Consider the following 26,697-nt stretch of genomic DNA (forward strand, 5'->3'; position numbering starts at 1 on the left):
TATGACGATCAACGAAGCGCAACAACAGGTAGACCAATGGATAAAAACCATCGGCGTTAAATATTTTGGTGAGTTAACCAATATGGCTATTTTAACGGAAGAAGTAGGCGAACTGTCAAAGCATATGGCACGCATTTATGGCGAACAATCTTATAAGAATGGTAAAGTTTATACCGAAGAGGAGCAAAAACAAATGCTTGGCGACGAAATGGCCGATGTTTTGTGGGTAGTGCTTTGCCTTGCCAATCAAACAGGCATTAATCTTACGGAGGCGTTGAATAAAAACTTTGACAAGAAAACGATAAGAGATGCGGAACGGCATGCCAATAATACAAAATTGAAATAAAGGTTCATGAAAAAGACCTGGACTATCATCAAGCAATCAGTTGGGGAAATATTCGATATGCGCATTTTTAAATTAAGTGCAGCATTGGCCTACTATACCATCTTTTCTATTCCTGGCTTGCTGATCGTAGTATTATGGATAGCAGATGTTTTTTCAGGGCATGATGCTTCAGTAAGGGAAAGCCTCTACGGTCAAATACAAAGCCTTGTTGGCAGAGATGCAAAGGTGCAAATTGAGGCAACGATTCGGGAAGCTTCAAGTGACATTACCGGCAAGGGCTTTTCAACCATCGTAGGATTAGGTACACTAATCTTTGGAGCCACGAGCATTTTTGCCGAGATACAGGATTCCATTAATGTAATATGGCGTCTTAAAACTAGGCCCAAGAAAGGTAAGGGTTGGTTAAAGCTGATCATTGACCGGCTGTTGTCATTTTCTGTGGTCATTTCCTTAGGTTTTCTGCTGTTAGTATCGTTATTGGTAAATGGACTTATGGATATTTTTATCGATCAGCTGACTAAAAATATTCCCCAAACAAAAGTAACTATTGCGTACCTGTTAAACCTTGGTATTACTTTTCTGATTATCTCTTTTCTATTCGGGCTGATCTTTAAAGTGTTGCCGGATGCACGTATCCGATGGAAAGCTGTTCGTGCAGGGGCAATTGTAACTGCTATACTTTTTATGTTCGGTAAGTTTTTGATCAGCTACTACCTGGGCCACAATAAAATGACCTCTGCTTATGGCGCTGCGGGATCCATTATCGTTATATTGCTTTGGGTGTATTACTCTGCGGTTATTCTTTATTTCGGCGCTGCTTTTACAAGGGTGTTTGCTATACATAACGATATGAATATTTATCCGAATCAATACGCTGTTTGGGTAGAGCAGGTAGAAGTAGAACACGAAGATTCTATTCAAAATCTACATAATGATAAAGTGGTGGCAGCGCATGAACATGATGTTGTAATGGAGATTGATCCTGAGGCTAACCTTCACAAAAAATAACTCCTTTTAGTAACTGCAGTAGTCATCCCAGACATTTTTACCAGGCGGGTTTGCTTTTGTTTTCAGGAAAATAAATTTCTCCAGGCAACCTTTCTTACCTGATCAGCATTTATACTATCATATAACCTGAAGTAAAGCATTTTGGAAATAGTCGTTAGTGAATGTAAAAATGGGAATGCCAGGGCGCAAAAACAATTATTTGACTGCTATGCAAAGCTTATGATGGCTGTTTGTGTCAGGTATGTAAGAGATTGGCATATTGCTGAAGACCTGATGCTGGGCGGTTTTCAAAAGTTCTTTTCCCGTATTGCTGTGTTCGAGTACTCTGATGAAAGAAATCTGAAGGCCTACATCAAAAAAATTATGATTAATGAATGCCTGATGTACCTGCGATCCTTAAAGATTAACTATACGCGGAATGAACTTACAGCAGACGTTCCCTTGGATCAGGAAAGTATATTAGATAAACTGGCGGCTGATGAATTATTTAAGTTGATATCGGAGCTTCCTGATGGTTACCGGACGGTATTCAATCTTTTTGTAGTGGAAGGACTGAGCCACAAAGAAATTGCTTCGGAATTATCCATTTCTGAGGGAACCTCAAAGTCGCAATTGAATAAAGCGAAAAAGCTGTTGCAGCAATTTGTTTTAAAAACATAGATCATGAATGAGTTGGACGAAATAAGGAGAAAGTTAGAGGACTATAGCCTGGATGGCTATAATGTAAACAGTGGCTGGGATAAGTTGCAACAACGCAAGGGTAGAGGCCGTTACAGGATAATAAAAATGATCGCCGGCGTGGCTGCCGCTTGTGTGGTCCTGGTAGCAGGCTACTGTTTTTTGAAACAAGAATATAATGAGCCTAAGCATCATAAGGTAACCGTTTCTGGAATAGAAGTTCAAAAGCAGAGAGAGCCCATAATTGCGGATACGGTAACGAAAAGCATGAATAGTGCAAATGAGATCCGTGCATTACAAAAAACTTCAAACCACTTAACAAGGCATAGAGAAAAAGCGCCTGTAATAACTCAGGAACTACAAGCTGCAAAAGAAAAGCCTGTTGCTCCAAATGAGCAGACGTTAATCCGGGAAAAGGATGTGAATATTGAAAAGGCGCCTGTAATTATCGCTCAAAGGGAAAGCCCGAACAATAAACCGCTGGAGATCGTTTCAGAAGAAAAGCTGCTGGCCATGGTATCGGCCGTAGTGAAAACCGAACCTAAGCAAAGTAAACTCAAACATTTTTTTATCAGCAGAGGTGAACAGCAAGAATATACGACGGAGAAATACTCTTCTGACCAGCCAATGTTTCAACCAGAAATTTTTAATACTATGAAATCGAAAAGTATTGTGATAGCGATAAGCTTACTCGTTTTGGGGTTGCAGCTAAATGCGCAAAAAACCTATTGGGAAATGCCTGCTGATTTATTTGAAAAAGAAGGCGCTAAAGGTATTACACTTGATCTTGGGGGAACGAATAAACTGGTTGTATATGCACATGATGCGCAAACCATCGACAATGGTGTGGATTTTAAAAGCATCCTTCAATCTTTTTTCGATAATTATGATGTGATCAAAGATAGCGTCAATGCCTACATCTCCAACAAGGTGTTATACTATTATAACCCGGGCGGTAAAAACGGGCTGACTGTTATTCCCGGAGCTGAAACGGGCAAAGCATTATCTGTGGTTGATGGCAAGGCATACAGGGTTAAAAGAACCATGGATACCATTAATATTTATCCAAGAAAGCCTAAGACAATTAACGAGGCAGCCGTTTTTTCATTCCGCGTAAACCAAATAGAAGACCTGAGGGCTTACATTACATCTGATCTGATAAATGATTTTATTAAGAAGGTTGATCAGGAAATACAGGAGGAGCGTACTACAGGTAAGAATTCTGGCGGAAAGCAAGGCCAGCCCAATATGGTAGGTCTTGCTTCCAGGTATAAAGGCACATTTCGTATCGTTAACAACCAAATTGAAGGAGACATAGTACCTGAAAACCGTAAGATGAACAATCTGTCTTTTTCTGTAAGTGCGGATCTTCAAAATTTCAAGAGCTACATGGCCCCATCTTTTAATACGAGCATTGATTTGTATTTCAAAGGCCAGGGTTACAGAAGGATACTTCGTTTAGCTTTATATTGGGAACCCGTCTTTTTGTTTGATAAAGGCCCGGATGATAAGCTAAAAACCTACCGAAACGATTTTGTCGGCTTTTTATATGAATACCGGAGAGGAAGTGTTAGCCCGGATAAGTTAAGCTTTTATGCTCCGTTTTCCGCCTCCTACCTGGTTAAACGAAGAGGAGATTTTTTTGAGAAAAATACTTTTCGTTTGGGTATCGGTGGTATTAAATATGGAGCAGCAACTGTAAGACCATTTATGTATTTCAATAGCTTTTTTAAAGACGTTACGCCAGGCGTGCAGCTTTCAGTTGGTTGGGGGCGATAGGAGAAATTAAATGCCAGAGGTATGCCGGTCATTTTTTGGTATCGGTTGCCTGTTCGTAGCAGAGCTCTATTATTTTCTTAAACGTATTTAAATAGCGCTCCTTACCTTCTTTTTTAGTGATGTCTATTTCGCAGACTGTCGTGCCCAGTATTTTACCATGAAGGATCATATAATAAATTGCAGATACAATAGTGCCTGAAACAGCCCGGAAATCAATATCGCTATCTTTAAATACGAGGTCAGCTTTTTTGAAAACGGGCGCTCCGAAAAGCTCCCTGTTATTGGCTATCGTTTTTAATGTTTTATTTTTTTCGCTGATACCCCAAAGGATGATCTTTTGCATTTCGGGGATTTTTCAAAAAACGGAAGTCCTGTTCCAGAATTGAAACGATCTCCTCTTTTTCGAGCGGAGTGGTTGTGTCGTAGGAGGTGCCTTCCATTTGTTTTATCTGGATATTCCAGAAGTCTCTTTGTTCCAGGTACTCTTTGATCAGTCCTTCAAGGCCACCAAAGTAGCGGTAAATCAGTTTTTTAGAAACACCTGAAACAGTTTCGATCCTGTTGATTTTTATATGCTGAAAGCCTTCTTTGATCAATATACTTCCAACAGCTTTGATCAGCTTTTGCTTTGTTTTTTCCTTGTCGTATATTTTTCCCTGATGCGTTTTCCTTTTCATGTAAACTGATTTACTTCCCAAATATCGATGGATTTCTCAATCCTCGCAAAATAATTGCAGAGGGCGGTATCATCTGATATGGAATAAAAGTTGTGGGAACCAGATTTATATTTGTCCCTGTTTGGTGAAAAAATATTTTTAAATCTCTTCGCTAATTTGTATTTTAGTGAAACTCAGGGGCCGCTCCCTGAGTCTCTTTGTGCCGTTACTAAGTTCTATGAAAAGATGTTGTGTGAGTAGCTAAGAAAGCTATTACACATAAGGCTGCTAACCTTGTTATAGGTGATAACGATAAGGTAATGTAAGTTTTACCTGCAGCCAGTAATATACGTGATGCTAGTTGGTGGCTATTATTTGATATATACTCCTGGCTACCCGCTCACCATCCATGGCTGCGCTTACAATGCCGCCCGCATAGCCAGCGCCTTCACCACAGGGATAAAGGTTCTTAATCTGCGGATGTTGCAGTGTAGCTGTATCTCTTGGTATTCTCACGGGTGATGAAGTGCGCGATTCGGTTGCTACCAGAATGGCTTCATTGGTATAGTATCCCTTCATCTTTTTACCAAACTCAACAAATGCTTTTTGTAAAGCACCGTGTATGAAGCCAGGCAGTACCATGCTCAGGTCTGAGCTATTGATACCCGGCAAATAAGAACAATCGGGCAAAGTAGAGGAAAACTTATTGGTGCAAAAGTCAACCATCCGCTGAGCCGGGGCTTTTAAGGAACCGCCGCCCGACTCAAACGCTTTTTGCTCCACATCCTGCTGGAAATTTAATAAAGCAAGAGAATCAATATCAGTAGATTTTGAATTTTTAATAACATCAGCCAGCTGTACCTGCACTACGATGCCTGAATTGGCATAAGGGTTATTTCGCTTAGACGGCGACCAGCCATTTACTACGATTTCGTTGGGCCCTGTAGCTGCCGGAGCAATAATACCTCCCGGGCACATACAAAAACTAAATACGCCTATATTGTATACCTGTTGTACCAGGCTGTAAGATGCGGGAGGCAAATATTCGCCTCTTGTGTCACATTTATACTGAGCGGTATCGATTAAACGCTGGGGATGCTCTGCGCGAACACCTAATGCAAATGGCTTTGCTTCAATTAAGATATTTTTCTCATGCAATAAATAAAATATATCACGGGAAGAATGGCCTGTAGCCAAAATAGTAGCTGCTGCTTCTATTTTACTGCCATCCTGTGTAATGACACCTTTAAGCGTATCCCCCTTAATAATAAAGTCAACAACTTTTTGATCAAACAATACTTCTCCCCGCAGGCAATGATCTGGTCTCTCATGGCTGTGATGATCTTGGGGAGTTTGTTGGTACCAATATGCGGATGAGCTTCGTACAGTATTTTTCTTCAGCTCCAAAACGTACGAAAAGATTTAATATCCGGTCGATATCGCCTCGCTTATTACTTCTGGTGTACAGCTTCCCATCGCTGTAAGTACCGGCCCCACCTTCTCCAAAGCAGTAATTACTTTCAGGATTTACAATCCCTTCCTTGTTCATGGCCGCCAGGTCGCGCCTGCGCGATTTCACATCTTTACCGCGTTCCAGTACAATAGGTTGTATACCGTCTTCAATCAGTTGAAGTGCGGCAAACAGCCCGGCGGGCCCGGCCCCTATCACAATAACTTTTTTATCCGCCTTGCTCACATCCTTAAACGAAAAGGACTGAAGTTCCCGTTGCCGGTAAGGCTCATTGATGAAAGCATTCACTTTTAAATTGAACCAGGGCTGCCTGGAACGGGCATCTATCGAATGCTTTAATATAGTGAAACCTGTAACGCTGGCTGGATCAATATTTTCACCGACAGCTATTTGCTGTAAAATGAAAGCATGGTCAGCTGCCTCCTGTGGAGATAATTTGAGTTGAATAGTTTTCTGCATGTGTTGTCAGGTTTTTATCCTGAAGAATTTCTACAAAGAAAAGAAGAAAAATGGAATGTGGCATAGCGGGCTTTAACCGGCATTGCGGTGCAGTTATCAGAGGGATAGATCAGGGCTTATCTACGCTCATATCTACGTACACTATTTTATAGCGGTTTCCCTTTCTTGAGCTTCTGAAAATCCGGTTTAGTAAGAAGCCTGTACCGCCCACGCCTGTGGCAATGGCCACATTTCTGGCATTCCGGTCATCCAGTAAAGGGTCGGCTTTTTCTATCAGGCCATTAATAATATTCAGGGCGGTATAACCAAACCCGCCAATGGCTGCCATTCCTCCAAGCTTGCCCAGATAATGGTTTCGATAGCTGGCCTTGGGTGTATTAATATATTTAATGCCTTTATAATGAAGCTGTAAAATATAGGTAGTTACCGTATCATAACTAACGGTGCCGAAAAGATTGGTATAAGGAGCGGTAGTGAAATAACGCAGGTAAATGCTGTCATTTGCAATTTTATGGATCAGGGCATCGTAGCGCCTGCCGTCAACCGCAAGAAACGAGATGTTTACTCCGGCATAATAGTTTTTTACCGGCACGCCATTTTCTTTCTTACAGAAATAAAATCAGGCACTTGCGCAGCACCCGCCAGGGTAACAGTTAAAAAGCAGGAAAACAACAGCAGCCGTAACATTTGCGCTAAAGATAGCAGGATTCAACCAATCCGAATCTATCCGAATTGTTAAAGCAATAAAAAATTTCTACAAATTCATACGCTTCGCAAAGCCGGTGTTCAGGTAAGGCTTTAGCTCGGTAAAAGGTATCCATACTTTGATTTCGCCATCTGCGTAAGAGGCTATTTCATAAGGCGAATAAGAGAATCCGAGACCTTTAGGGGAGAAATAAAAATTATCATTGGGCTCCAGCCTTTTCACAAATAGTCGGGTATTTAAAGGGGTGGGGGCCGGAACCGCATACTGCTTCCGGTAATTTTGCTCCAGGAGTTGCTGCATGGTTGTCGAATCTATGGATAGCAGATCCTGCAGCGATAACTGCTTTTGGGAAGTAGCATCAAAACAATACATGCTTGTTCCATAATTACCATGTGCGCCACCGGTATAAGCATAGCTATACATGCTTAGTACCAGGTAACCGTTTTGATTATATATTACATTACCGATACTCTCATACTCCCGGTTTAGGAAATAATGAGGACCATCATCTGCAATACCAACAATACTGCTATCTACTTCTGCAGTATAGCCGGCAACCGCCTGCTGTACCTGGTTGCTTACTACTTGTTGCATCGATTGCCCGGCATTGTTTTTCTTATCACTGCCTAAAAAGCTTTTTACCTGCTCATTCAACCATGCCTGGTTGTTATCAGCTGCGGCTATAACAGTTACTGATGTTTTAAGCGTAGGCGTATCTTTTTGAACTTAAGGTATTGGGCGGAGTCAACCGCACCTATTGCCACCACATTTACGGATGGTTGAATAGTGGATTCCTTCAGGTCGATAGGGTAAGATTTTGTTTCGTCGCCGCTGGTCCAGCTTCCCTTAATGCCATCGCCCGAAATGGCCAAAGCCAGGGAAGGTGATTTGCCCGATGTTATGTTCGTGATCTCTATCAGGTAAATACTATCTCCGGATGTTTTTTCCCAGTTCCGGGAAAGGAAGATAGTTTGCCCTTGTTCTGTATAGTAGTAATTGGCATCAATGCGATCTGCCGCTTTTACGATATTCATCACCACCGGTTTCCCGGCAATGGTGCCTTCCAGAGTTTTAAAAAATAAGCGTCTGTAAGCCTTTGCGTTGTTAAAACACTGTCTTCTGAAGCTGTACCTGTATCAGCAGGCTTTTTGTCTTCATTCTTACAGGCAAACAAAGCCAGTAATAAAATGGAGCTGATAAAAATCCGGTTATACATATAATAAGGTTTGGATCGTTCTGAAAATCATTATTGTTCTACAAAAATTCATGCCATAAATGGCCTAAACATAATTGTTGGAAACCGCGGCAAAATTACAACAGGCTACCTTAATTTTACGCCTCTAAATCGTTTTTCTGTTTACCAATTTGATGAAGTATAATGTTTTCTGCAGTTTAGTTTTGAGTAGGTCTTCCTTAGCCAATAGCCCTTTAGATATTCGCTACCTGGTAGTTTGCTTACTATTGTCAGTTCCTTTGTGGTCGGCTGCGCAGGTCACGCCGGTAGAGGCGGGCCAGGTGTTAGCTGAGGACACCGTATTTGCAGAAGGCCGGTTTGACAACGCAATGACTGCTGCGGTTGTAAAGAAACGTTTATTGGAGCCTCCCACCAATAAGGCAACCATGCTGAACCTCATCAATACGGTGCCGGGTGTTCGGATGGAAGAAAGATCACCAGGTAGTTACCGGCTTAACATGCGTGGGAGTGCCCTTAGGTCTCCTTTCGGAGTAAGAAATGTAAAAATTTACTGGAACGATATTCCGTTAACTGATCCGGGAGGTAATACCTATTTTAACCAGCTTACGTTGAATAGTTTTTCGGACATGACTTTTGTAAAAAGCACCGCTAATACCAGCTATGGGGCAGGTACGGGAGGTCAGGTACTGATCAGGAACAGGCCGCTAAAAAACAAACGAGGCCTCACTAGACCTAATAGGGGTAGTTACCAGTTGAAGGGACTGTTTGCTTCAGGTACTCTTGCAGGTGAAAAGATGGCTTCAAGAGTTAGCTATTCGCATAACGAAACCGATGGTTACCGGGATCAATCAGCGATGCGCCGCGATCATTTCTCGTTAAGCAGTGAATTCAACATATCGGATAAGCAGCAGCTAAGTGCTCATGTTTTATTTACTGATATGTATTATCAAACGCCCGGAGGACTTACCCTGAGCGAGTTTCAGACTAATCCACGATCTGCAAGGCCGGCCGCGGGTATTTTTCCTTCGGCTATAAATGCCAAAGCGGCCATATTTCAACGCAATTTTACTGCAGGCATTGGGTATAAAAACAGCTTCAACTCAGTTTTCTCCAATAGCACAACCATTTATGGCTCTTACAACCGCATTGAAAATAGCGCTGTCAGGAATTATGAAATGCGTAACGAGCCTCATTTTGGAGCCAGAACGATTTTTAAACTGGATAAAAAATACGACAACGGTAACCATATCGATTGGCAAAATGGTGCTGAGCTGCAATCGGGTAATTTTAATATAAAAGTATCGGGCAATAAATTAGGCGTTGCAGATACGCTGCAAACCAATGACGATGTACAAACCACGGTGTACAGCGTTTTTTCCCAGCTGGTGTTCGCTACCGCTAATAAATGGAGTTATAGCGCCGGATTAAGTTATAATAAAAACCGGATCGCTTTTGAACGATTGAGTGATTATCCTGTTTTAAACCAGCCGTTTTCTTTCAGTACCGAGCTCATACCCAGGTTCGCTGTTTCTAAAGCATTTGGTGGCAACAATAGTATAGGCGTATTGGCTTCTAAATCATTTTCACCTCCAACAATAGCAGAGCTATTACCTTCTACAGGTATTATTAACACATCGCTGCAGGCAGAAAAAGGCTGGAATTATGAATTGATAGGGAAGATTCATTCTTTACCTCGTTTACAAATGGAAGCCAGTGTGTTTGCTTTTCGTTTGAAGGACGCGTTAGTGCAGCGACGCGATGAGTCGGGCGCAGATTATTTTACAAATGCAGGGGGGGCGCGACAAAACGGAGTGGAATTATTTACCGGGTATAATTATGTTCGCCGCAGTTCATTTATTGAAACAGGATGGCTTACAGCCGCCTATACTTATAGCCATTTCAGGTATGCTCATTTTGAGAAAGATGGAAATGATTTTTCCGGCAAGACATTGCCGGGTGTGCCATCTAACACCTTTTCTATTTGGGGCGATGCTTATTTAAGGAATGGGTTTTATCTGATAGGCTCTTATTACAGCGCATCTGCTATTTTTTTGAATGATGCAAATACTGTTTCCGCCAGCCCTTATCATTTAGTAGCCGGAAAAATTGGATATGTAATTACGGGTAAAAAACTCAGGGTTGATTTTTATGTGGGGGAGATAACCTGCTCAATCAAGCCTATAGCCTGGGTAACGATATCGCGGTTTCGGGCCGATATTACAATGCCGCCCCGCGCAGAAACTATTATGCGGGAGCGGCATTTTCTTACAAGTGATAAGATTACCTGAAAGTAGCTACCGCCATATTAGCGGCTTCGTAAGCCATTTTCTGATTATAGGTAAGGGTAATGTTTTTAATATTAATGAGGTCTACGATCGTTCCCACAAAACAAAGACCCGCAGTGAAGAAGTATAAAATACCCAGCCCGATATCCCCGGTAATGATCCTGTGTATACCGGCAAAGCCTACAAACCCTAGTAATGCAAGCACCAGCATTAATGTGCGATCTCTCCTTTTGCCCTGGAAAATGGCCAGGAAGGTTTGTTGCTGCTGTTCGGTCATATTTTGGGTGAGTTGCATGATCGTTGCCATTTCATCGTATTCCATATCAGGAAACATTCGTAAAAGTTGTTGCTGGTCCATAGTTGTTTGTTTTGTTGATTGTATATATTGCTTTGCAGCTTTGATAAAAAATGATGAGGGTGGCGGGTATGCCTAAGATATGTTCCTGTATAGATCTTTGAAAATCAAAATGCAGGGCATAATGTATGGCATGACCGAGCCCACAGCCCGGGCACCAGGTAAACCCCAGGTTTTTTAAAATGCAAAGCGAGGTGGTATTATCCACTTTCATAACCCCCAGCAGTATCAGGGCACCGTTCCAAAGGATTACCTCGCTATATTTTTTAAAAACCTGAGCATTGTGCTTTAAAATTATAACATAAAATTAATCACTGCAGCCTGCGCGGCATAGTGCTGGTCGGTGAATTGTGATTAAATGGCGGTGAAATGTGAATTGGAAATGGTAAGACGAAAAGGATGATGACTTCGTTCATAAAAAAACAGACGATAAACCATCGTTCACGGTCTATCGTCTGTCAATTACTATCAATCGGGTTTTAATTATTATTTTCTAAGCGCCCATTTGATCATTTCTTTCCAGGTTGGTTTTTTACCATACATTAAAATACCGGTGCGGTATATTTTTCCGGCAAACCATACCATAAAGAGAAAGCTGGCTACAAGTAAAGCCATACTTAATCCCAGTTGCCAGTAAGGCACGGTACCGGGTACACCGTAAGCTACGCGGGCCATCATTACGATCGGGGAAGTAAAAGGAATGATGCTGGTCCAAACCGCTACGGGGCTGGTGGGATCCTTCATGGCAATAGTGAGCATAAAAATGGCGAAAATGATAATAAGAGTGATAGGGAAAGATAATGATTGCGCTTCCCGTACATCTTCGTTTACTGCGCTTCCTACCGCCGCATAAATGGATGAGTAGAAGAAGAATCCGCTTAAAAAGTAAAATGCAAACAAAGTAAGTAAGAGACCCATATTAACGCTGCCAAAGACTTTTTGGGCATTGGCTACCATTTCACCCATGGAAGGGTTGGCCTCAACCGCAGCCTTACTTACATTGAAAATAATAAACACAAACGCTATCCATAACAGAAATTGAGTAAGTGCTACCAGTGCGATCCCTACTATTTTGCCCAACATGAGTTGAAAAGGTTTTACAGAAGATACCATCACCTCGGCAATACGATTGGTTTTTTCTTCCATCACACCCATCATTACCTGTGAGCCATAGATGAGCAGGATGAAGTAAACCAGGAAACCCGCCGCATAGCCTATTATCATAGCAAAAGTGCCATCTGAGTTTTTGTCTTTCAGGTTTTCGGCAGATACATTTAAGTGGCTGCCGGTAAGGGTTTCGCGCTTTTGCATGTCGATGCCCAGTTCCTCGTATTTAATGTCATTCCAGATGTTGTTGAGTTTAGATTGCACTTCCGGAATAGCGCCCAGGGTTCTGTTGGATTTAACAGAAATGTTTCCCGGTGTTTTATCCACCATAATATGGGCGGGAATAACAACATAGCCATCATATCCTTTTGTTTCAAAGCTTTCAGATAATTTTTTTGGGTCATCCTTTACGAGGGTCAGCACATTGGATTTACCGGCCTCATTGGCTTCTGCATTTTTTCGGCAGTAAATTTACCTGAAGAGTCTACTACAGCAATTTTTAGTTTGGTAGATGATTTGGCGCCGATATAGGAAGTGCCGAATATCAACCCCAGGTATAATAGCGGGAATAGCAAGGTGGAGATAATGAAAGTTTTCTTGCGTACGCGGGTTAAAAATTCGCGTTGTATAATTAGGAATGTCTTATTCATGAGTTGTGTTTGGGTATTAATTAATCAATTTCCTGGAAACGGCGGGCCAATGGGGTGCCTTCTACCTGCCGGATAAATATGTCGTTTAAACTGGGTAGTATTTCGTTAAACGATTCTATTAAAATTCCTTTTGATAAAAGATATTGCAGCATTTCATTATTATCCCGGCCATCTCTTTTTTGAACAATGATACTGTTGCCTGTTGCTCCTTTAATAGAAAAGACTTCGTTGTCTTCCAATGCTACACTATTTTCAGTAAATGCTATTTTGTACAGGTCTTCTTTAAAGTCCTGTTTTACCTGGCCTACCGTTCCGTCCAGTATCTTTTGTCCCCGGTTTACCAAAACAATATGGTCACAGATTTCCTCTACCTGCTCCATACGGTGTGTGCTGAATATAATGGTGGAGCCGTTTTTCGCAAGGTTAAAGATCTCATCCTTGATCAGGTTACTGTTCACCGGATCAAGGCCACTAAAAGGTTCATCGAGTATTACCAGCTTGGGGTTGTGCAGAACGGTTGTTACAAATTGCAATTTTTGCTGCATACCTTTTGACAGGTCTTCCACTTTTTTGTTCCACCAGCTTTCCATTTCAAAGCGGGCAAACCATTGTTTAATTTTTTCGGTAGCTTCTTTTTTACCGAGTCCCTTTAATTGTGCCAGGTAAAGGGTTTGTTCACCAATCTTCATTTTCTTGTATAAGCCACGCTCTTCGGGCATATAGCCGATTTTCGCGATATCATTAGCCGGATCAAAGGGTTTGCCGTCAAAAATGATCGAGCCGCTATCCGGATAAAAGATACCGGTTATCATCCTGATCAGTGTGGTTTTACCGGCTCCGTTAGGGCCAAGCAGTCCGAATATCTGTCCCTGCTCAATACTAAGGCTAATATCGTCAACGGCTTTCTGCGTGGCGAAATACTTTTTAAGATTTTTTACTTCAAGTAGCGGCATTGTAGAAATTTATTGGTGAGTAAGTACCCTTCAAAGATAATTTGTTACAAATTATACCATTTTTATTTTGCGACAGGTATTTGAACCGGATGTTTAAAGTCAATATTTTAGTTTGTTATTGCTTTATTAATGTTGTAACGGTGAAATGAAGCGGTATTTCCCGCAACTTTGCAGCTTATTGGCAAGTATATGAACAGGAAATATTTTACACTTTCAGCTCTTCTAATCGTTATCATCATATCTGTATCCGGATGGGGGTATCTGGTGCATCGCACGATTGCTCAGTTAGCTATCTATGAATTGCCTAAACCGATGCAGTCTTTTTTATACGCATAAAGATTCGTTAGTGTACGGCGCCCCAAGACCAGACGTAAGACGCAACCAGGACGAATCGGAGGGGAGTAAGCATTATATGGATATGGAGTATTTTGGCGACTCAGCGTTTAGTACGGTTCCCCGTAAGTTTGAGGACGCAGTAGCAAAATATAGTTTTGATACGCTTAATAAATATGGAACCCTGCCCTATGTAGTAGTAGAGTATATGGGCAAATTAACTAATGCTTTCCGTTCTCAGAACGCAGACAGCATTGTGTTTTATGCGGCAGACCTCAGTCATTATATCGCAGATGCCCATGTGCCTTTACATACTTCTATTAATTATGATGGACAACTTACAGGACAAAATGGTATTCATGATTTATGGGAAACGACTGTTCCCGAGGTGGAGATTCTAAACTATAAATTAAGCAGTCGCCATAAAGCGAAGTATCTGGCTTCTCCCGAACAGGAGATATGGAAGATTATTGAGCATACATTTTCGTTACTGCCGGAGATGTTTGCGCAGGAGAAAGAAGTGTCAAAGAATTTTACAGATTCAACCAAATACCGCTGGGAAGTTCGGTGGGGTAAGAACAGGAGGTTCTATACAAGCGCCTTTGCCAAAGAGTATTCCCGCGCCTTAAAAACTTCTATCAACGACCAGCTGATTGCTTCTTCTGACGCATTGGCTGACTTCTGGTACACCGCCTGGGTGAATGCCGGTAAACCCAATCTGGAAAAAATATTGGAAAAAACCTACAATAAGCGCGGTTTTAAAACAGAAAGAAAAGCCTTCCTGAAAAACCAGCTGGTAGCTAAAAAGATCCTGATCTCTACACAAAAAATGACGAAGGATTAAATCGGGTATCGCTGATAGCAGATGCTGGTACCTGGATACAAGATACCGGCTTGTTTTCTATTTTCACATTAAGATTATTTAAGTGATTCGCATTGGCCTTATATCAGATACACATAGTTTTTTAGATGAGCAGGTATTTAAGCATTTTGAAAACTGTGATGAGATCTGGCATGCCGGTGATTTTGGAGTGGCAACGATAGCCGATCAATTGAAGGCTTTTAAACCCCTGCGCGGTGTTTATGGTAATATTGACGGAGCAGATATCCGCTCACAATTTGGCGAAATATCCGTTTTTACGATTGAAAATGTGAAGGTGATGATGAAGCATATAGGCGGCTATCCACCAAAGTATAATACGGAAACGAAGAAGCAGGTAATTGCCGAAAAGCCCCAACTATTTATCAGCGGTCATTCTCATATACTCAAAGTAATGTTCGACGATCCACTTCAATGCCTTCACATGAATCCGGGCGCTGCCGGTAAACAGGGGTGGCAGAAAGTGCGTACGCTCATCCGGTTTGTGATTGACGGGAGTAATTTTAAAGATTGCGAAGTGATTGAGCTGGGGAAGAAGTAGTGAATGGTGAATAGGAGAATGGAAAGTGGCGAGTAGCGAGTAGTACTCCCTAATTATTTTTAGCATTACCACCTTAAGTCCCTGTCAACAGCCAACCAGCAACTGTCCTCTTATCAGAACCCTTACTAGCCGTTAACTACTCCCTACTAGCTTCTACTAAAACCATCCTCTTCCTTGTCCTACTTCTCTGAAAGGCCATGGAATAGACGCCAGCATTATAATAAAAGAGATCACGTAAAACAAAACCGTTTTGCGATGTTTGGTAGCATCAGGTATATTCTTTTTAGCGAAAGATTTGCCTACATGCACCAATGCTATGGCCACGATCATTCCCAAAAGATGTTCTACAGCAAAGAAGCGGTAAACCGGGGCTTTCATAATATCTCCCATGGGCATTTGCTGAAAAAGTTTTAAACCGAAGGTTCCGGTAAACCATTGAACTAATCCAATCAGCAGGTTAATATCACAACAGATCATTAATAACAGGCCCGCAGTAGCATGTCCTTTGGTAAAGGGTTTATTACCTGCACCGAGGCTCTTAAAAATGGCCACTAAAAACAACAATACAATCGCCCAGCGTAAAAACTGTGTAAATGTAATAATCCGGTTTGCATAGTTTCGAGATTTGTGGGGGCGAAAATAGGCAATTGTTACGGATTTACTAGGGGCTTAACGCTTAAAACATTTACTTTGCAGCACTTAAACAGTGAACTATGGCTTTGATTGCTCCTTCTTTATTAGCCGCCGATTTTTTAAAATTACAGGCAGAATGTGAAATGGTCAATAACAGTGCGGCAGATTGGCTGCACCTGGATGTGATGGACGGTATGTTTGTACCTAATATCAGCTTCGGTCCAATGGTAATTGAGTTTGTGAGTAAAATCGTTAATAAGCCTTGTGATGTGCATTTAATGATCGAGCAACCGGCACGTTATGCAGAGCAGTTTAAAAACGCAGGGGCCGATCATTTAACGATCCATATTGAAGCCTGCCCTATGCTGCACCAGGATATTACACAAATCAAATCACTAGGTATGAAAGCGGGCGTAGCTGTTAATCCGCATACACCTGTTTCTTTACTGAGCGATATCCTGCACGAGGTGAGTATCGTAAACCTGATGAGTGTAAACCCGGGTTTCGGCGGACAAAAATTTATTACCTACACCCTGGAAAAAATAAAGCAGCTGAAGCAAATGATCCGTGAGCGCAGCCTGGATGTATTGATTGAGATCGATGGTGGTGTTACTACAGAAAATGCCAAAGAGATCATTGATGCCGGAGCCGATGTGCTGGTGGCTGGCAGTACTGTTTTCAGAGCGACCGACCCGATAGCGGCTGTTGAAAAGCTAAAATCTGTATAGAACTTACCTTATCTATTTATTGCGCTAGCGCCACTTATTACCAAAAGTGTCCCAGCTGGTGATGCCTATTTTAAATTGCAATGGCGCCTGGAACTGGTTGGCAAAGGCGCTGGAGGCATAAACGCCCAGCTTTATCTTTTGAAAATTTTGAAAGGGCAGTTTAAATACCCGCTCAATACCGGCAAAAGCTTCTACATACCTGAGGTTTCTTTCAGGCGCAATTAAAAATCCGGCGCCAGTCACTTCCCTTAATCCCAATTTTTTGAAAACCGGTATTTTATTAAGAAGGGCTCCGTTAAATTCATGAAAGTAATGCCCCTCATAAAATCTTTTAAAAGTGGCAAAAGTGGAGTCCATGGATTGAAAACCCTCCACCGGGTTCATAAATAAAATAGGGTCTCCTCTTCTCTGCCATTTATAATCCACCAACCTTAGGTCTTTTGTATTGAAGAAGGTGCCGGTTTTAAGATTATACTGGGCATTTCCTATCAATCCCATCCGCAATTGTTGCCGTATGCCTAGTTCGTTATAATCAAAATTTACCTGGCTGCCGAATAATTGCGGAATACCTTTTCTCCATTTCATATAAAACGTAGGCCATTTAGGTTCTAAGACGATTTTTTCCAAAGGCTCTCTAATGTAAGGTTGTAGTGGAGTGTAGCTAAGCTCTATATCTGCATAAAGCGCATTGTAGGCTTCAAAAGAAGGAGCCGCGCCTGTTGGCTCTAAAAGTACTTTCTGAAAGGCTGAGTCAACAAAGCTGTACGTTTTATAACCTGCGAGGCTCCTGCGTAAAGCCATACTTGCATTGGTTTTAATATAAAGACCGTTGATTATTTCGCGCGACCATCCGGCACTCAATGCGTTGTCCAGGTAATAATTGCTTCGCTTGAGTTGATTGATCCACGCATCGCCCGAAAATATGGTGGCAAAATCTCTCGATAACCCCAGGCTATAACTGCCCTGGTTGAAAGGGTTGTATCTCCTGTTAAGTTGGATACGACCGTTAATATCCTTGTTAAGATAACCATAGCTCACATTGGTATGAAGCCATACAGTTCGCCTGAGGCTATCGCTTTTATAAAAAGAAAAAGGCAGCTGAGTTCTGAGCCCTCCAAAGCCAAAGGCAATCGTAGATACTATTGCAGGCAGGTTATAACGCACACCCTTTTCATGATAACTTAATGTTTGTCCTTTGTAAAGGATGTTTTTCCAGTTGGCCTTATTGGTTTTTTGATCGATCGAATCCAGGTAAGCCTTACTATGAGTTACCACATATACGCTATCAGTATATTGTATCAACCTGAGCTCTTTATGGGTAAGTGGCTCAGTTCGTACCGAGGTCCAGAAAGAGCTGTCGCGGTTGTAAGCATCCCTTGTAGCTGCACTAAGCTCAGGACCAAAATGTTTTTTGTCGAAAGTCTTATGGAGTTCATAATCACGGTAGTTTACTGTTGTGGTTCCTGAGGCTTTACGTCTTTTGGTGTTTGAATGATAGGAGAATACCTGCTTGTTCAGCATCCATGCCTGGTTATTAATCACCTCGTATTCTTGCGCTACCTCAAAAAAATCGTATTCAGGTAAATGATAGCTAGGGAAAGATAGCCTGGTGCTTATTATGGCCCAGGTACTGTCGTATATAACAATCTCACCGGATACGGTGGCATTGCTGAGGCCGCCTGGTTTTATACCTATCGTATAAACATGGTAGTTGCCACGTTTTTCTGTTTTTAAGGTTTTAAATTTGTAGGCCATTAAGCCGCTATAACTAACAGGAGAAAGAAAGGGGTGACAGACAGGGCGGGTACTTTTACCAGGTTGTCGTAAAAGTTGAAGCGCCCCTGTGTGGTGGATGTGTAGAACAGGTTATTAGTATTGCCCCTGCGGGTTACGCCCGTTCGCTCTTCTTTGTAGCGGGATGCATTTTCGTAATCAAGTCGCAGGTATATTTCACTCATTGATAATGGAGGCGGTGGCGTCTTTGCGTGTAGGGTGTCTTTAACGGGCTTTTTCTTCCTGGGTTTTCGTGTTGTGGAATCTTCTTGTACGGCTTTAATATAGATATTGCAGCTATAGGCTCCTGATGCGGCCTGCAGCGCATCTTTATGCCTGATTACCTGCCTGATATATTCCTCTGCTCGGTCTTTTGCTTTGGCTTTCACTGTAACTGCAGACAGGCTATTCTCTGTTTCTTCTAAAATAACCGGGTAAAGGACATTCCCCTTATTGATTACCACCTTAACCGTTTTAGTGTAATACCCGATCATAGATATAATGAGTTCATATATACCGCTGTTTAATTCAATGCTATATCTGCCATCTTCTTTGGTAAGTATGCCGGTTGGCCGGCCTTTCAATTGCACACTGGCAAAGGCCAGGGGTTCAAGCCTCATATTGGTTACAGTGCCCTCGAGGCGATATTGCGCACCAACATTTTGATACAATAATGTTAAAGGAATAAGCAGTATGAACTTCATCGTTGCAAAAATGTTATCACCATGTTATAAGTATTTCCCAATTAAAGAAGATTTAACAAAATCCACAATTGTTGATAAGTTAAATGCTGTTCTTTTGATTGAAGAAAAGTATATTTGAGATAGAAGGGCAGGCGTTTTGTAAAGATGCTCAAAACGACGAAAAATAAGCCGGTTAGCCCTTTGCCGGGAGCCTTAATGATAAACTATATTCGATTTGACAGAAACAATTATTAACCTCGAAACAGTTAACCCATTAGATTTTTTTGGCGTTAACAATGCAAAGCTCGACATCCTTAAAAAGAAATTTCCTTTACTTAAAATTCTTTCCCGCGGTACGCAAATAAAATTGAGCGGTGCGCCCGAACAAATAAAAGCGGCTACGGAAAAAATTAAACTGGCCATTTCCTATCTGGAGAGAAATGGGAGTATGAGTAATAATTATTTCGACCAGATTTTGGGTGGCGACGATGTTGAAGTAATCGACAACTTCATGGAGCGAAATCCGAATGAAGTGTTGGTATTTGGTCCTAACGGTAAAAGCGTAAGAGCAAGAACAGCCAATCAGAAAAAACTGGTACAAGAGGCCGAAAAGAACGATGTCGTTTTTGCTATTGGCCCGGCAGGTACCGGTAAAACTTATACGGCTGTGGCGCTGGCTGTTCGTGCTTTAAAGAACAAGCAGGTAAAGAAGATCATTTTAACCAGACCGGCAGTAGAAGCAGGCGAAAGCCTGGGTTTCTTACCCGGTGATCTGAAAGAAAAGATCGACCCTTACCTGAGGCCGCTGTACGATGCGCTGGATGATATGATACCCGCAGACAAGCTGGGGTATTTTATGACCACGCGTACCATAGAAATAGCGCCGCTGGCTTACATGCGCGGGCGAACGCTAGACAATGCCTTTATTATTCTCGATGAGGCACAAAATGCTACTGATTTGCAGCTTAAAATGTTTTTAACCCGTATTGGTGCTAATGCAAAAGCCATTATCACCGGCGATATGACACAGGTTGATTTACCTAAGAACCAGCGTAGTGGTTTAAAAACCGCGGCACGCATCCTGCGTAATATACCTGGTATCGGATACATTGAACTGGATGAAGAAGATGTAGTAAGACACCGTTTGGTTAAAGCCATTATTAAGGCATATAATGCGGAGCATGAAAGAAGCGCAGAAGGAGATTATTCGAAGTAATAAAGGTAGAACCCATTTTGCCTTCAGAGGTATCCGTTTAGGCGGATGCCTTTTTCTTTTTGTATACTCGCCTGTAATATCAGTAAGAAGCCCAACTTAGAGAAGAGGATAGAAAGAGTACAAATGGTAGCTAAGAGCGGGGATGTAATTGTGCGAAATGGCAACGATGAAGTGAGTAATACGGCACGCAGCTTTAATAGGAAAGATAAAGCCTATTCTCATTGCGGGTTGATACAGGTGGAGCGGGATACCCTATTTGTGTATCACGCACTGGGAGGTAATTATAACCCTTCCCAAAAGCTTTTGCGGCAAACCCTTGCCGACTTCTGCGCTGATGATGACATGGATAAGGTTGCAGTATACAGGTACCCGCTTAATAACAAAGAAGGCCAGGCGCTGAGCCAATGGATACACGAGCACTATTCAAATGGTCTGTTATTCGACCTCTTCTTCAATTTTCAAACAGATGATAAAATGTATTGCAGTGAATTTGTGTTTAAGGGGTTGAATACAGCAAAGAATGACAGTCTGCGCAACTTACTGCCACAAAAGGAAGAGGCTATATATGTTGCTATTGATGACCTGTATTTGAATGAGTGGGCAAGCAAGATATGTATTGTTGATTTTTAGGTATACCTGGCATTAATACTGTGTATTGATTTGCTGAATTTAAAAGAAAGCGGATTGCTCTATTTAGATGATTGCATACATTTGATGGATATGTATTCCGATCAGACCCAACGCAAGATACAATTGTATTACGCAGCTAATTATTTGTTTGAGCAGGGGAAATCTCATCCCGTGGTGATAAATATGTTGTCGAAATATGAACCAGATGTCCGCTTGCTGACAGAGATGGCTGATCAGGCAATGGAAGATAAATGGCGTAAGATATTCAATGAAACCCAGCGATTGTTTTCGGAAGGAAAAACATATGGAGAAGTGGTAGATGAAGTGAGACACATGGAGTCTGATGAGGAAATTCTTCATTTTATTTGTAACAGCTGGTACAGGGTCAAAACCTTATATATTGATCACCTGATTGATGCTCCAACTAATATAACCGAAGGAATAGAGGGTGTCGCTTTCTGTTCTATCGGAGTGTGTGCTGTATTCTATTTTGATGCCTTTTTATTATCGAAAATTGTATGGGTAGGAGGGCTTTTGACTTCATTGGTTACCTGGCTTTACGGTTTACAAAAAAGATCGATCAAGGGGCTCAAGAAGATCATCGAAGAGGATTACGCTCAACTGGCCAATTTGAGATAGCACTGATTAAGCCATTACTGATACCATCTTCAACACCTGCTCGCCTAATTCCTTGTTACCTGTTATTTCAATTGTGTCGGCCGCTTGCTCTGGGTTCCAGCTTTTAGAGAATAATTTCCATGCGGTATTGGGATCGATGATGACCGTTGAGTCGGGTATTTGATTGTTGTTACCGCTGCTCAAAACCCATTCAGTCGCCGTTTTTGTAATATTCCACTGACCACCAATATCGGTTGATACAATAACTGTTACAGTCGTATTTTCTGCGGCTTCCGTATTGCTGAAAGTATAAGGAAGCGCATACATGAAAGTGTTCAGGAATGGATAAAATAACTCTTTGGTCATAATTCCATCCTTACTAACCGCATCTCTTATCTGTTGCTGGTGCAGAAATTTTTCCGTGTACTCCCTGGCAATGTGAAACCAATTGGAAGACGTTTCCTGTCCGGCCCAGCCAACTGAGAATACGGCATTTTCAAAAGGATCCAATTCCTGGAGATGCGCTGTATATTGCTTTCCCGTGATGGCTAACAGCTCAATTAAAACACGTGGACTGAGTCTGTTAGTAGCTGCCGTCCAGGTCATGTTCAACTGATTTAGAAAAGAAACTAAGTCCTGGTACGAATGGATATGATTAGACTGATCACCAAAATATTGATCTCGTGAAATAGATAACCCTCTCAAATTGCCGTCAAGCAAATGAGATGCAACATCCTTTACTTTCCAAAGCTTCGCGACAGTGGGTGCATTCCATTCTGCTTCGGTCAGTGAGTCTAAAAGCTCAATGAGCATCCTGTCTAATTTAGGAAAAAGTTCGAGCGTCTGGATTTTAGTTTCGTCTGTCATTGCCTGGTGGTCTGTCAGCATTTTAGGTTACTGGTTGTTCACTATATAATTCAACTCGGTTACTCCACATGTGAATGATTGGGTAGATAGTAGCTTTAGTTTTATGGGGTCTTCTACGTTCGCAAACAATGGAATACCCTGTCCAAGAACAATAGGATTGACGAATAGCCAGTAACCATCTATCAGACCTTGTTGCATTAGTGAATGAGTGGCTGAGGGACTTCCGAAAATAAGGATATCCTCACCTTCCTGCTGTTTTATTGCATTAATGCTGTCAGCAAGATGATCGCTGATGACTGTAGTGTTGTGTAGTCCTGATGTTTCCAGGGTTTTCGATAAAACGATTTTATGAACTTTGCTATACCATTGCGAGTGTTCAATATCATGTTTAGAAGCATTAGGCTGATCGGCAGCCGTAGGCCAGTAACTCTCCATCATCTGGTAAGTTACCCTTCCGTATAAGGCTGCATTGCTTTTGCTGATCCTTTCGCCTACATGATCAAAGATCTCCTGGTCTACTTTGATCCAATCCATTTCTCCATTAGGTCCTGCTATAAAGCCGTCGAGGGAAATGTGTACAAATGAAATGAGTTTTTGCATGGGGTGTGTTTTAAAATGATTATTGTTAATTGCTCTTCTTCTCAAATGTACATAAACAATATGCTTATATATTATTTTAAGTGTCGATGAAAAAGTGTTATGATTTAACCTGGTCGATCTGTTCGCCATAAAACAAAAATGGCCGTCATTACTGACAGCCATTATATAGAACGAAATTGGTTGCTTACAAAATCAGTAAAGCGTCGCCATAGCTAAAGAACCTGTATTTGTCTTTGATGGCTTTTTTGTAGGCTTCTACCGCCAGGTCGTATCCTGCAAAGGCGCTGGTCATGATCATAAGGCTGGTTTTAGGCAAATGGAAATTGGTAACCAGGGAGTCAGCGATATTAAACTCATAAGGAGGGTGAATAAACATATTCGTCCATCCTTCCGAAGGTTTTAACATCTTCTGCGCAGTAAATGAAGACTCCATAGCGCGCATCGTAGTAGTGCCGATAGAGCAGATACGATGCCCGGTTTCTTTAGCCTTGTTTACAATTTTACAAGCCTGCTCTTCGATGCGGAAATATTCAGCATCCATTTTATGTTTGCTCAGGTCTTCTACCTCAATAGGGCGAAAAGTACCTAAACCGGTATGCAAAGTAATTTCTGCAAAACGAACTCCTTTAATCTCCAGGCGCTTGATCAGCTCACGGCTAAAATGCAATCCCGCTGTAGGAGCTGCTACTGCACCTTCGTGCTTAGCATAAACCGTCTGGTAACGTTCTTTATCATCCTCATCTGGTTTACGCTTAATATATTTAGGAAGCGGTGTCTCTCCTAATACTTCCAGTTGCGCACGGAAGCTTTCTTCATCGCCTTCCCATAAAAATTTGATAGTACGTCCACGGCTGGTGGTATTGTCAATTACTTCTGCTACCAGCTCCTCGTTATCGCCGAAGTATAATTTATTGCCCACACGTATTTTCCTTGCCGGGTCTACGATCACATCCCAAAGACGGTTCGGCTTGTTCAGCTCACGTAAAAGAAATACTTCGATCTTAGCGCGGTTTTTTCCTTGCGGCCGTACATGCGTGCCGGAAATACCTTTGTATTGTTTACTACAAATGCATCCTTATCGTCAAAATAGTCCAGGATGTCACGGAAATGTTTGTTTTCGATCTCACCTGTATGGCGATGAACCACCATCATACGGGCATCCTCTCTTTTTTGCGGGGTGTTGGGCGATAAGGTTTAGCGGAAGGTCAAATTGAAATTGTGAAAGCTTCATGTAGAGAATTCTTTTTAAGGTTTGAAAACCAATAAACCGATAGATTGAAGCGGAGACGGGTAGTGAAAAACACCTCAGTATCAGGCATTTTTGTGCTGCCGAGCCCCGGTCTTACGGCACCGGTTTTCGATTTTGTGGGTGCGAAGGTAACAAATTCCATCCATATCCGGTATTTTATTTTGTTACATTGCGAGAATGTTGTATTTAATCCACTTTTGGTATGGCCTTAATTAATCTTTGGGTGTAGGCGGTTTGTGGTTTTTCGTAGATGTCATCAGCAGCCCCCATCTCTTCGATCTTTCCCTTGTTCATAACAATAATACGATCACTAATATAACGTACTACGCTCAGGTCATGACTGATAAAGACAATGGTAAAGCCAAATTCTTTCTTAAGATCATTTAGCAGGTTGAGTACCTGGGCCTGTACACTTACATCTAATGCCGAAACAGATTCATCACAAATGATAAAGGAAGGCTGCAACGCCAATGCCCTGGCTATAACGATCCGCTGACGCTGGCCACCGCTGAATTCGTGCGGGTATCGGTTATAATGTTCGGGTAAGAGGCCTACTTTTTGAAGTAGCTCCACCACTTTTTGCTTCCTGGCAGTGGCAATTTGATGATGATACCATGCACCAGTAGCGGCTCTTCTATAGCGGCACCTATTTTTTACGTGGATTTAAAGAAGAGTAGGGATCCTGGAAAATGATCTGTAACTGCTGCCTGAGCGCTCTGAGCCGCGAGGTGGAATAAGAGCCCAGGTCTTCATTTTTATAGACAATGCTACCCTTAGTGGCTGGTATTAGTTGCAATAATGTCCGGCCTAAAGTGGTTTTTCCGCAACCACTTTCACCCACAATACCCAGGGTTTCGTTTTCATATATATCAAAGCTGATATCGTCTACTGCTTTTGTATAGCTAACCGGGTTGCCCAGCCAGTTCTTTTTTGTGTATAATGAACGGATAGGTTGCGTACGCTGATTAATTCCTTTTCAGGAGTGATCTGCTCCTGGTTGTTAGTAATAGTAGCAGGTGCAATAAATGCTTGCCGCTTTTTGTCAGTATCTAAAAAATCGGCTACTACTGGCAGTCGGGCCCCCGTTGATGGTTGACTGGCCTGCAGGCGATGAGTGCTTTGGTATAAGGTTGTTGAGGATTGGAAAAAATATCTTTTACGGAGCCCTGCTCTATGATGTTGCCCCTGTACATGACGATTGCCCTGTCGGCAATCTGTGCAACCACGCCAAGGTCGTGCGTGATGAATATAACGCCCATGCCTGTTTCTCGCTGCAGTTCTTTAATGAGTTCCAGTACGCTTTTCTGTACGGTTACATCCAGTGCAGTAGTTGGCTCATCGCAAATAAGCAATGAGGGCTTGCAGCACATAGCCAGGGCAATCATTACCCGCTGCTTTTGACCGCCGCTGAGTTGATGCGGATAGCGGCTATAAATACCCCCGGGATCAGGGAGCTTTACTTTTTCGAACCACTCAATCGCTTCTTGTTTTGCCTGGTACCTGCTAATGTTCTTGTGATTGAGTAAGGCCTCCGCTACCTGTTGGCCGCAGGTAAAGACGGGGTTGAGCGATGTCATCGGCTCCTGGAAGATCATCGATATTTTATTGCCCCTGACCTGCCGGAGCTCTTTGTCATTTAGGCGCAATAAATCGGATGAATGATGACCATCTTCGCTAAAAGGATCTGTCCGCTATTGACTACCGCGGGAGGGGAGGGAAGCAGCCGGAGGATGGATAAGGATGTAACGGATTTGCCCGATCCGCTTTCGCCTACCAGGGCAACGATCTCGCCTTGCTTTACTTCGAAAGAAATATGCTGAAGTGCATTATTGACGTTGTCTTCCGTAATAAAGCTAATCGACAGATCTTGTATGGATATAAGTGGTGCGGTCATTTATTTCTTTACCACCTCCAGTACTTTTATATTTAATTTTTTAGCCGGGGTAGGATAGTAGGCCATGCACACCATGCATCGGTTGGGACGATCGTTGTCTAACTCAAAATAAAACTCGTCGCCCACTTTAAGTCCCTCAGGCAGATCGCAGGGGTTTTTAACGCCAAATGCATTGGTATAAGTAGAATCCGTTTGCGGGTTGGTCCAGCTGGCTTGCACCAGGGAGGTATCTTTGTCCCCTTCAATGAGGCTGAAGGTATAGTTAGAACAGATTCCCGAAACCTCAAAGCGGGCTTTCATCTTTCCTTTATTGTGGCTTACCGGCGTAGTTTTGTTACTACAGGAAGTAACAGTTACCAACAAGATGGTTGCGAATAAATAGAATTTCATATAGAGTTTTTAAT

Annotated in this window: 34 protein-coding genes and 1 pseudogene; 11 read left to right on the top strand and 24 right to left on the bottom strand. The window is 42.1% G+C overall.

The genetic code is table 11. From position 1 onward, the window contains the following. Nucleotide 1: 1 nt before the first annotated feature. The 4 genes from MKP07_RS14595 to MKP07_RS14610 all read left to right on the top strand — a co-directional run bounded on the left by MKP07_RS14595 (nt 2) and on the right by MKP07_RS14610 (nt 3,811). Nucleotides 2-346, top strand: coding sequence for a nucleotide pyrophosphohydrolase (locus MKP07_RS14595; RefSeq protein WP_240847847.1), 345 nt, complete (start codon nt 2-4; stop codon nt 344-346). A gap of 6 nt (nt 347-352) precedes the next feature. Continuing rightward, nucleotides 353-1,354: a YihY/virulence factor BrkB family protein gene (locus tag MKP07_RS14600; RefSeq protein ID WP_240847848.1), complete on the top strand. Its 1,002-nt coding sequence runs from the start codon at nt 353-355 to the stop codon at nt 1,352-1,354. A 141-nt stretch (nt 1,355-1,495) separates the two neighbouring features. After that, nucleotides 1,496-2,014: an RNA polymerase sigma factor gene (locus tag MKP07_RS14605; protein WP_240847849.1), complete on the top strand. Its 519-nt coding sequence runs from the start codon at nt 1,496-1,498 to the stop codon at nt 2,012-2,014. A 3-nt stretch (nt 2,015-2,017) separates the two neighbouring features. Then, nucleotides 2,018-3,811, top strand: coding sequence for a hypothetical protein (locus tag MKP07_RS14610; RefSeq protein ID WP_240847850.1), 1,794 nt, complete (start codon nt 2,018-2,020; stop codon nt 3,809-3,811). A gap of 28 nt (nt 3,812-3,839) precedes the next feature. Here MKP07_RS14610 and MKP07_RS14615 read toward each other — a convergent pair whose 3' ends face one another. From MKP07_RS14615 to MKP07_RS14650, 8 genes are all read right to left on the bottom strand, one after another. After that, entirely contained in the window at nt 3,840-4,154 is a 315-nt protein-coding gene (locus tag MKP07_RS14615) for a hypothetical protein (protein ID WP_240847851.1), read from the bottom strand. Beyond that, complete coding sequence (locus tag MKP07_RS14620) at nt 4,114-4,488, bottom strand: TetR/AcrR family transcriptional regulator (protein ID WP_240847852.1); 375 nt, start codon at nt 4,486-4,488, stop codon at nt 4,114-4,116. Before MKP07_RS14620 ends, MKP07_RS14615 begins: the two co-directional genes overlap by 41 nt. A gap of 336 nt (nt 4,489-4,824) precedes the next feature. Then, the gene (locus tag MKP07_RS14625) at nt 4,825-5,763 is read right to left on the bottom strand and encodes an NAD(P)/FAD-dependent oxidoreductase (protein ID WP_240847853.1); all 939 of its coding nucleotides are present in this window, start codon (nt 5,761-5,763) and stop codon (nt 4,825-4,827) included. Between the two features lie 31 nt (nt 5,764-5,794). Then, nucleotides 5,795-6,397: an FAD-dependent monooxygenase gene (locus MKP07_RS14630; RefSeq protein ID WP_240847854.1), complete on the bottom strand. Its 603-nt coding sequence runs from the start codon at nt 6,395-6,397 to the stop codon at nt 5,795-5,797. A 109-nt stretch (nt 6,398-6,506) separates the two neighbouring features. Next, nucleotides 6,507-6,989, bottom strand: coding sequence for a hypothetical protein (locus MKP07_RS14635; RefSeq protein ID WP_240847855.1), 483 nt, complete (start codon nt 6,987-6,989; stop codon nt 6,507-6,509). 162 nt (nt 6,990-7,151) lie between these two features. Next, nucleotides 7,152-7,757 carry a DUF3298 and DUF4163 domain-containing protein gene (locus MKP07_RS14640; protein ID WP_240847856.1) on the bottom strand — a complete coding sequence of 202 codons (606 nt, stop codon included), beginning with the start codon at nt 7,755-7,757 and terminating at the stop codon, nt 7,152-7,154. A 35-nt stretch (nt 7,758-7,792) separates the two neighbouring features. Further along, nucleotides 7,793-8,137, bottom strand: coding sequence for a hypothetical protein (locus tag MKP07_RS14645; RefSeq protein WP_240847857.1), 345 nt, complete (start codon nt 8,135-8,137; stop codon nt 7,793-7,795). Beyond that, nucleotides 8,137-8,319, bottom strand: coding sequence for a hypothetical protein (locus MKP07_RS14650; protein ID WP_240847858.1), 183 nt, complete (start codon nt 8,317-8,319; stop codon nt 8,137-8,139). The genes MKP07_RS14645 and MKP07_RS14650 overlap by 1 nt, the downstream gene beginning before the upstream one ends. A gap of 182 nt (nt 8,320-8,501) precedes the next feature. On the opposite strand from MKP07_RS14650, the gene MKP07_RS14655 reads away from it, so the two are divergent. Then, nucleotides 8,502-10,586 (top strand): TonB-dependent receptor, encoded by a 2,085-nt coding sequence (locus MKP07_RS14655; RefSeq protein WP_240847859.1) that lies wholly within the window; start codon nt 8,502-8,504, stop codon nt 10,584-10,586. Here the strand turns inward: MKP07_RS14655 and MKP07_RS14660 are convergent. From MKP07_RS14660 to MKP07_RS14680, 5 genes are all read right to left on the bottom strand, one after another. Further along, nucleotides 10,579-10,941: a TM2 domain-containing protein gene (locus MKP07_RS14660; RefSeq protein WP_240847860.1), complete on the bottom strand. Its 363-nt coding sequence runs from the start codon at nt 10,939-10,941 to the stop codon at nt 10,579-10,581. The two genes, MKP07_RS14655 and MKP07_RS14660, sit on opposite strands and share 8 nt — an antisense overlap. Beyond that, the gene (locus MKP07_RS14665) at nt 10,907-11,152 is read right to left on the bottom strand and encodes a DUF2752 domain-containing protein (protein WP_240847861.1); all 246 of its coding nucleotides are present in this window, start codon (nt 11,150-11,152) and stop codon (nt 10,907-10,909) included. Before MKP07_RS14665 ends, MKP07_RS14660 begins: the two co-directional genes overlap by 35 nt. A gap of 272 nt (nt 11,153-11,424) precedes the next feature. After that, the gene (locus MKP07_RS14670; protein WP_240847862.1) at nt 11,425-12,468 is read right to left on the bottom strand and encodes an ABC transporter permease; all 1,044 of its coding nucleotides are present in this window, start codon (nt 12,466-12,468) and stop codon (nt 11,425-11,427) included. Continuing rightward, entirely contained in the window at nt 12,462-12,695 is a 234-nt protein-coding gene (locus MKP07_RS14675) for a hypothetical protein (protein ID WP_240847863.1), read from the bottom strand. Before MKP07_RS14675 ends, MKP07_RS14670 begins: the two co-directional genes overlap by 7 nt. A gap of 20 nt (nt 12,696-12,715) precedes the next feature. Next, nucleotides 12,716-13,648, bottom strand: a complete 933-nt coding sequence (locus tag MKP07_RS14680; RefSeq protein ID WP_240847864.1) for an ABC transporter ATP-binding protein — start codon at nt 13,646-13,648, stop codon at nt 12,716-12,718. A gap of 346 nt (nt 13,649-13,994) precedes the next feature. Here MKP07_RS14680 and MKP07_RS14685 point away from each other — a divergent pair, with 346 nt between their 5' ends. Then, nucleotides 13,995-14,825: a zinc dependent phospholipase C family protein gene (locus tag MKP07_RS14685; RefSeq protein WP_240847865.1), complete on the top strand. Its 831-nt coding sequence runs from the start codon at nt 13,995-13,997 to the stop codon at nt 14,823-14,825. A gap of 82 nt (nt 14,826-14,907) precedes the next feature. After that, on the top strand, nt 14,908-15,402 hold the full coding sequence (locus MKP07_RS14690; RefSeq protein WP_240847866.1) for a metallophosphoesterase family protein: 495 nt from the start codon (nt 14,908-14,910) through the stop codon (nt 15,400-15,402). Nucleotides 15,403-15,558: 156 nt separating this feature from the next. Here MKP07_RS14690 and MKP07_RS14695 read toward each other — a convergent pair whose 3' ends face one another. Further along, on the bottom strand, nt 15,559-15,954 hold the full coding sequence (locus tag MKP07_RS14695; protein ID WP_240847867.1) for a hypothetical protein: 396 nt from the start codon (nt 15,952-15,954) through the stop codon (nt 15,559-15,561). 161 nt (nt 15,955-16,115) lie between these two features. On the opposite strand from MKP07_RS14695, the gene rpe reads away from it, so the two are divergent. Further along, on the top strand, nt 16,116-16,763 hold the full coding sequence (gene rpe / locus MKP07_RS14700; protein ID WP_240847868.1) for a ribulose-phosphate 3-epimerase: 648 nt from the start codon (nt 16,116-16,118) through the stop codon (nt 16,761-16,763). 24 nt (nt 16,764-16,787) lie between these two features. On the opposite strand, the gene MKP07_RS14705 is transcribed toward rpe, so the two are convergent. Continuing rightward, the gene (locus MKP07_RS14705) at nt 16,788-18,518 is read right to left on the bottom strand and encodes a DUF5686 family protein (RefSeq protein WP_262919306.1); all 1,731 of its coding nucleotides are present in this window, start codon (nt 18,516-18,518) and stop codon (nt 16,788-16,790) included. After that, nucleotides 18,518-19,240 carry a carboxypeptidase-like regulatory domain-containing protein gene (locus MKP07_RS38580; protein WP_262919307.1) on the bottom strand — a complete coding sequence of 241 codons (723 nt, stop codon included), beginning with the start codon at nt 19,238-19,240 and terminating at the stop codon, nt 18,518-18,520. The genes MKP07_RS14705 and MKP07_RS38580 overlap by 1 nt, the downstream gene beginning before the upstream one ends. Before the next feature lie 214 nt (nt 19,241-19,454). Here MKP07_RS38580 and MKP07_RS14710 point away from each other — a divergent pair, with 214 nt between their 5' ends. The 3 genes from MKP07_RS14710 (at nt 19,455) to MKP07_RS14720 (ending at nt 21,704) form a co-directional block, all read left to right on the top strand. After that, nucleotides 19,455-20,435 (top strand): PhoH family protein, encoded by a 981-nt coding sequence (locus tag MKP07_RS14710; RefSeq protein ID WP_240847869.1) that lies wholly within the window; start codon nt 19,455-19,457, stop codon nt 20,433-20,435. Nucleotides 20,436-20,558: 123 nt separating this feature from the next. Further along, nucleotides 20,559-21,065 carry a YiiX/YebB-like N1pC/P60 family cysteine hydrolase gene (locus MKP07_RS14715; protein WP_240847870.1) on the top strand — a complete coding sequence of 169 codons (507 nt, stop codon included), beginning with the start codon at nt 20,559-20,561 and terminating at the stop codon, nt 21,063-21,065. 54 nt (nt 21,066-21,119) lie between these two features. Further along, a complete protein-coding gene (locus MKP07_RS14720; RefSeq protein ID WP_240847871.1) occupies nt 21,120-21,704 on the top strand; it encodes a hypothetical protein in 585 nt (194 codons plus the stop codon). 6 nt (nt 21,705-21,710) lie between these two features. Here MKP07_RS14720 and MKP07_RS14725 read toward each other — a convergent pair whose 3' ends face one another. The 8 genes and pseudogenes from MKP07_RS14725 to MKP07_RS14760 form a co-directional block, all read right to left on the bottom strand. Then, nucleotides 21,711-22,571 (bottom strand): maleylpyruvate isomerase N-terminal domain-containing protein, encoded by an 861-nt coding sequence (locus MKP07_RS14725; RefSeq protein ID WP_240847872.1) that lies wholly within the window; start codon nt 22,569-22,571, stop codon nt 21,711-21,713. A 6-nt stretch (nt 22,572-22,577) separates the two neighbouring features. Further along, entirely contained in the window at nt 22,578-23,150 is a 573-nt protein-coding gene (locus tag MKP07_RS14730) for a dihydrofolate reductase family protein (RefSeq protein ID WP_240847873.1), read from the bottom strand. Nucleotides 23,151-23,334: 184 nt separating this feature from the next. Continuing rightward, nucleotides 23,335-24,302: pseudogene (gene queA, locus MKP07_RS14735) on the bottom strand (tRNA preQ1(34) S-adenosylmethionine ribosyltransferase-isomerase QueA). A gap of 283 nt (nt 24,303-24,585) precedes the next feature. After that, complete coding sequence (locus tag MKP07_RS38585) at nt 24,586-24,975, bottom strand: ABC transporter ATP-binding protein (protein WP_317235822.1); 390 nt, start codon at nt 24,973-24,975, stop codon at nt 24,586-24,588. Nucleotides 24,976-25,045: 70 nt separating this feature from the next. Then, on the bottom strand, nt 25,046-25,240 hold the full coding sequence (locus MKP07_RS38590) for an ATP-binding cassette domain-containing protein (RefSeq protein WP_317235823.1): 195 nt from the start codon (nt 25,238-25,240) through the stop codon (nt 25,046-25,048). A 223-nt stretch (nt 25,241-25,463) separates the two neighbouring features. Continuing rightward, nucleotides 25,464-26,045: an ABC transporter ATP-binding protein gene (locus MKP07_RS38595; RefSeq protein ID WP_262919308.1), complete on the bottom strand. Its 582-nt coding sequence runs from the start codon at nt 26,043-26,045 to the stop codon at nt 25,464-25,466. Then, nucleotides 26,036-26,293 (bottom strand): ATP-binding cassette domain-containing protein, encoded by a 258-nt coding sequence (locus tag MKP07_RS38600; RefSeq protein ID WP_262919309.1) that lies wholly within the window; start codon nt 26,291-26,293, stop codon nt 26,036-26,038. The genes MKP07_RS38595 and MKP07_RS38600 overlap by 10 nt, the downstream gene beginning before the upstream one ends. Continuing rightward, entirely contained in the window at nt 26,294-26,683 is a 390-nt protein-coding gene (locus tag MKP07_RS14760) for a hypothetical protein (protein ID WP_240847875.1), read from the bottom strand. It lies immediately after the preceding gene. Between the last annotated feature and the right edge of the window lie 14 nt (nt 26,684-26,697).

This window comes from Paraniabella hibiscisoli (genome assembly GCF_022512515.1).
Taxonomy (GTDB): domain Bacteria; phylum Bacteroidota; class Bacteroidia; order Chitinophagales; family Chitinophagaceae; genus Niabella; species Niabella hibiscisoli.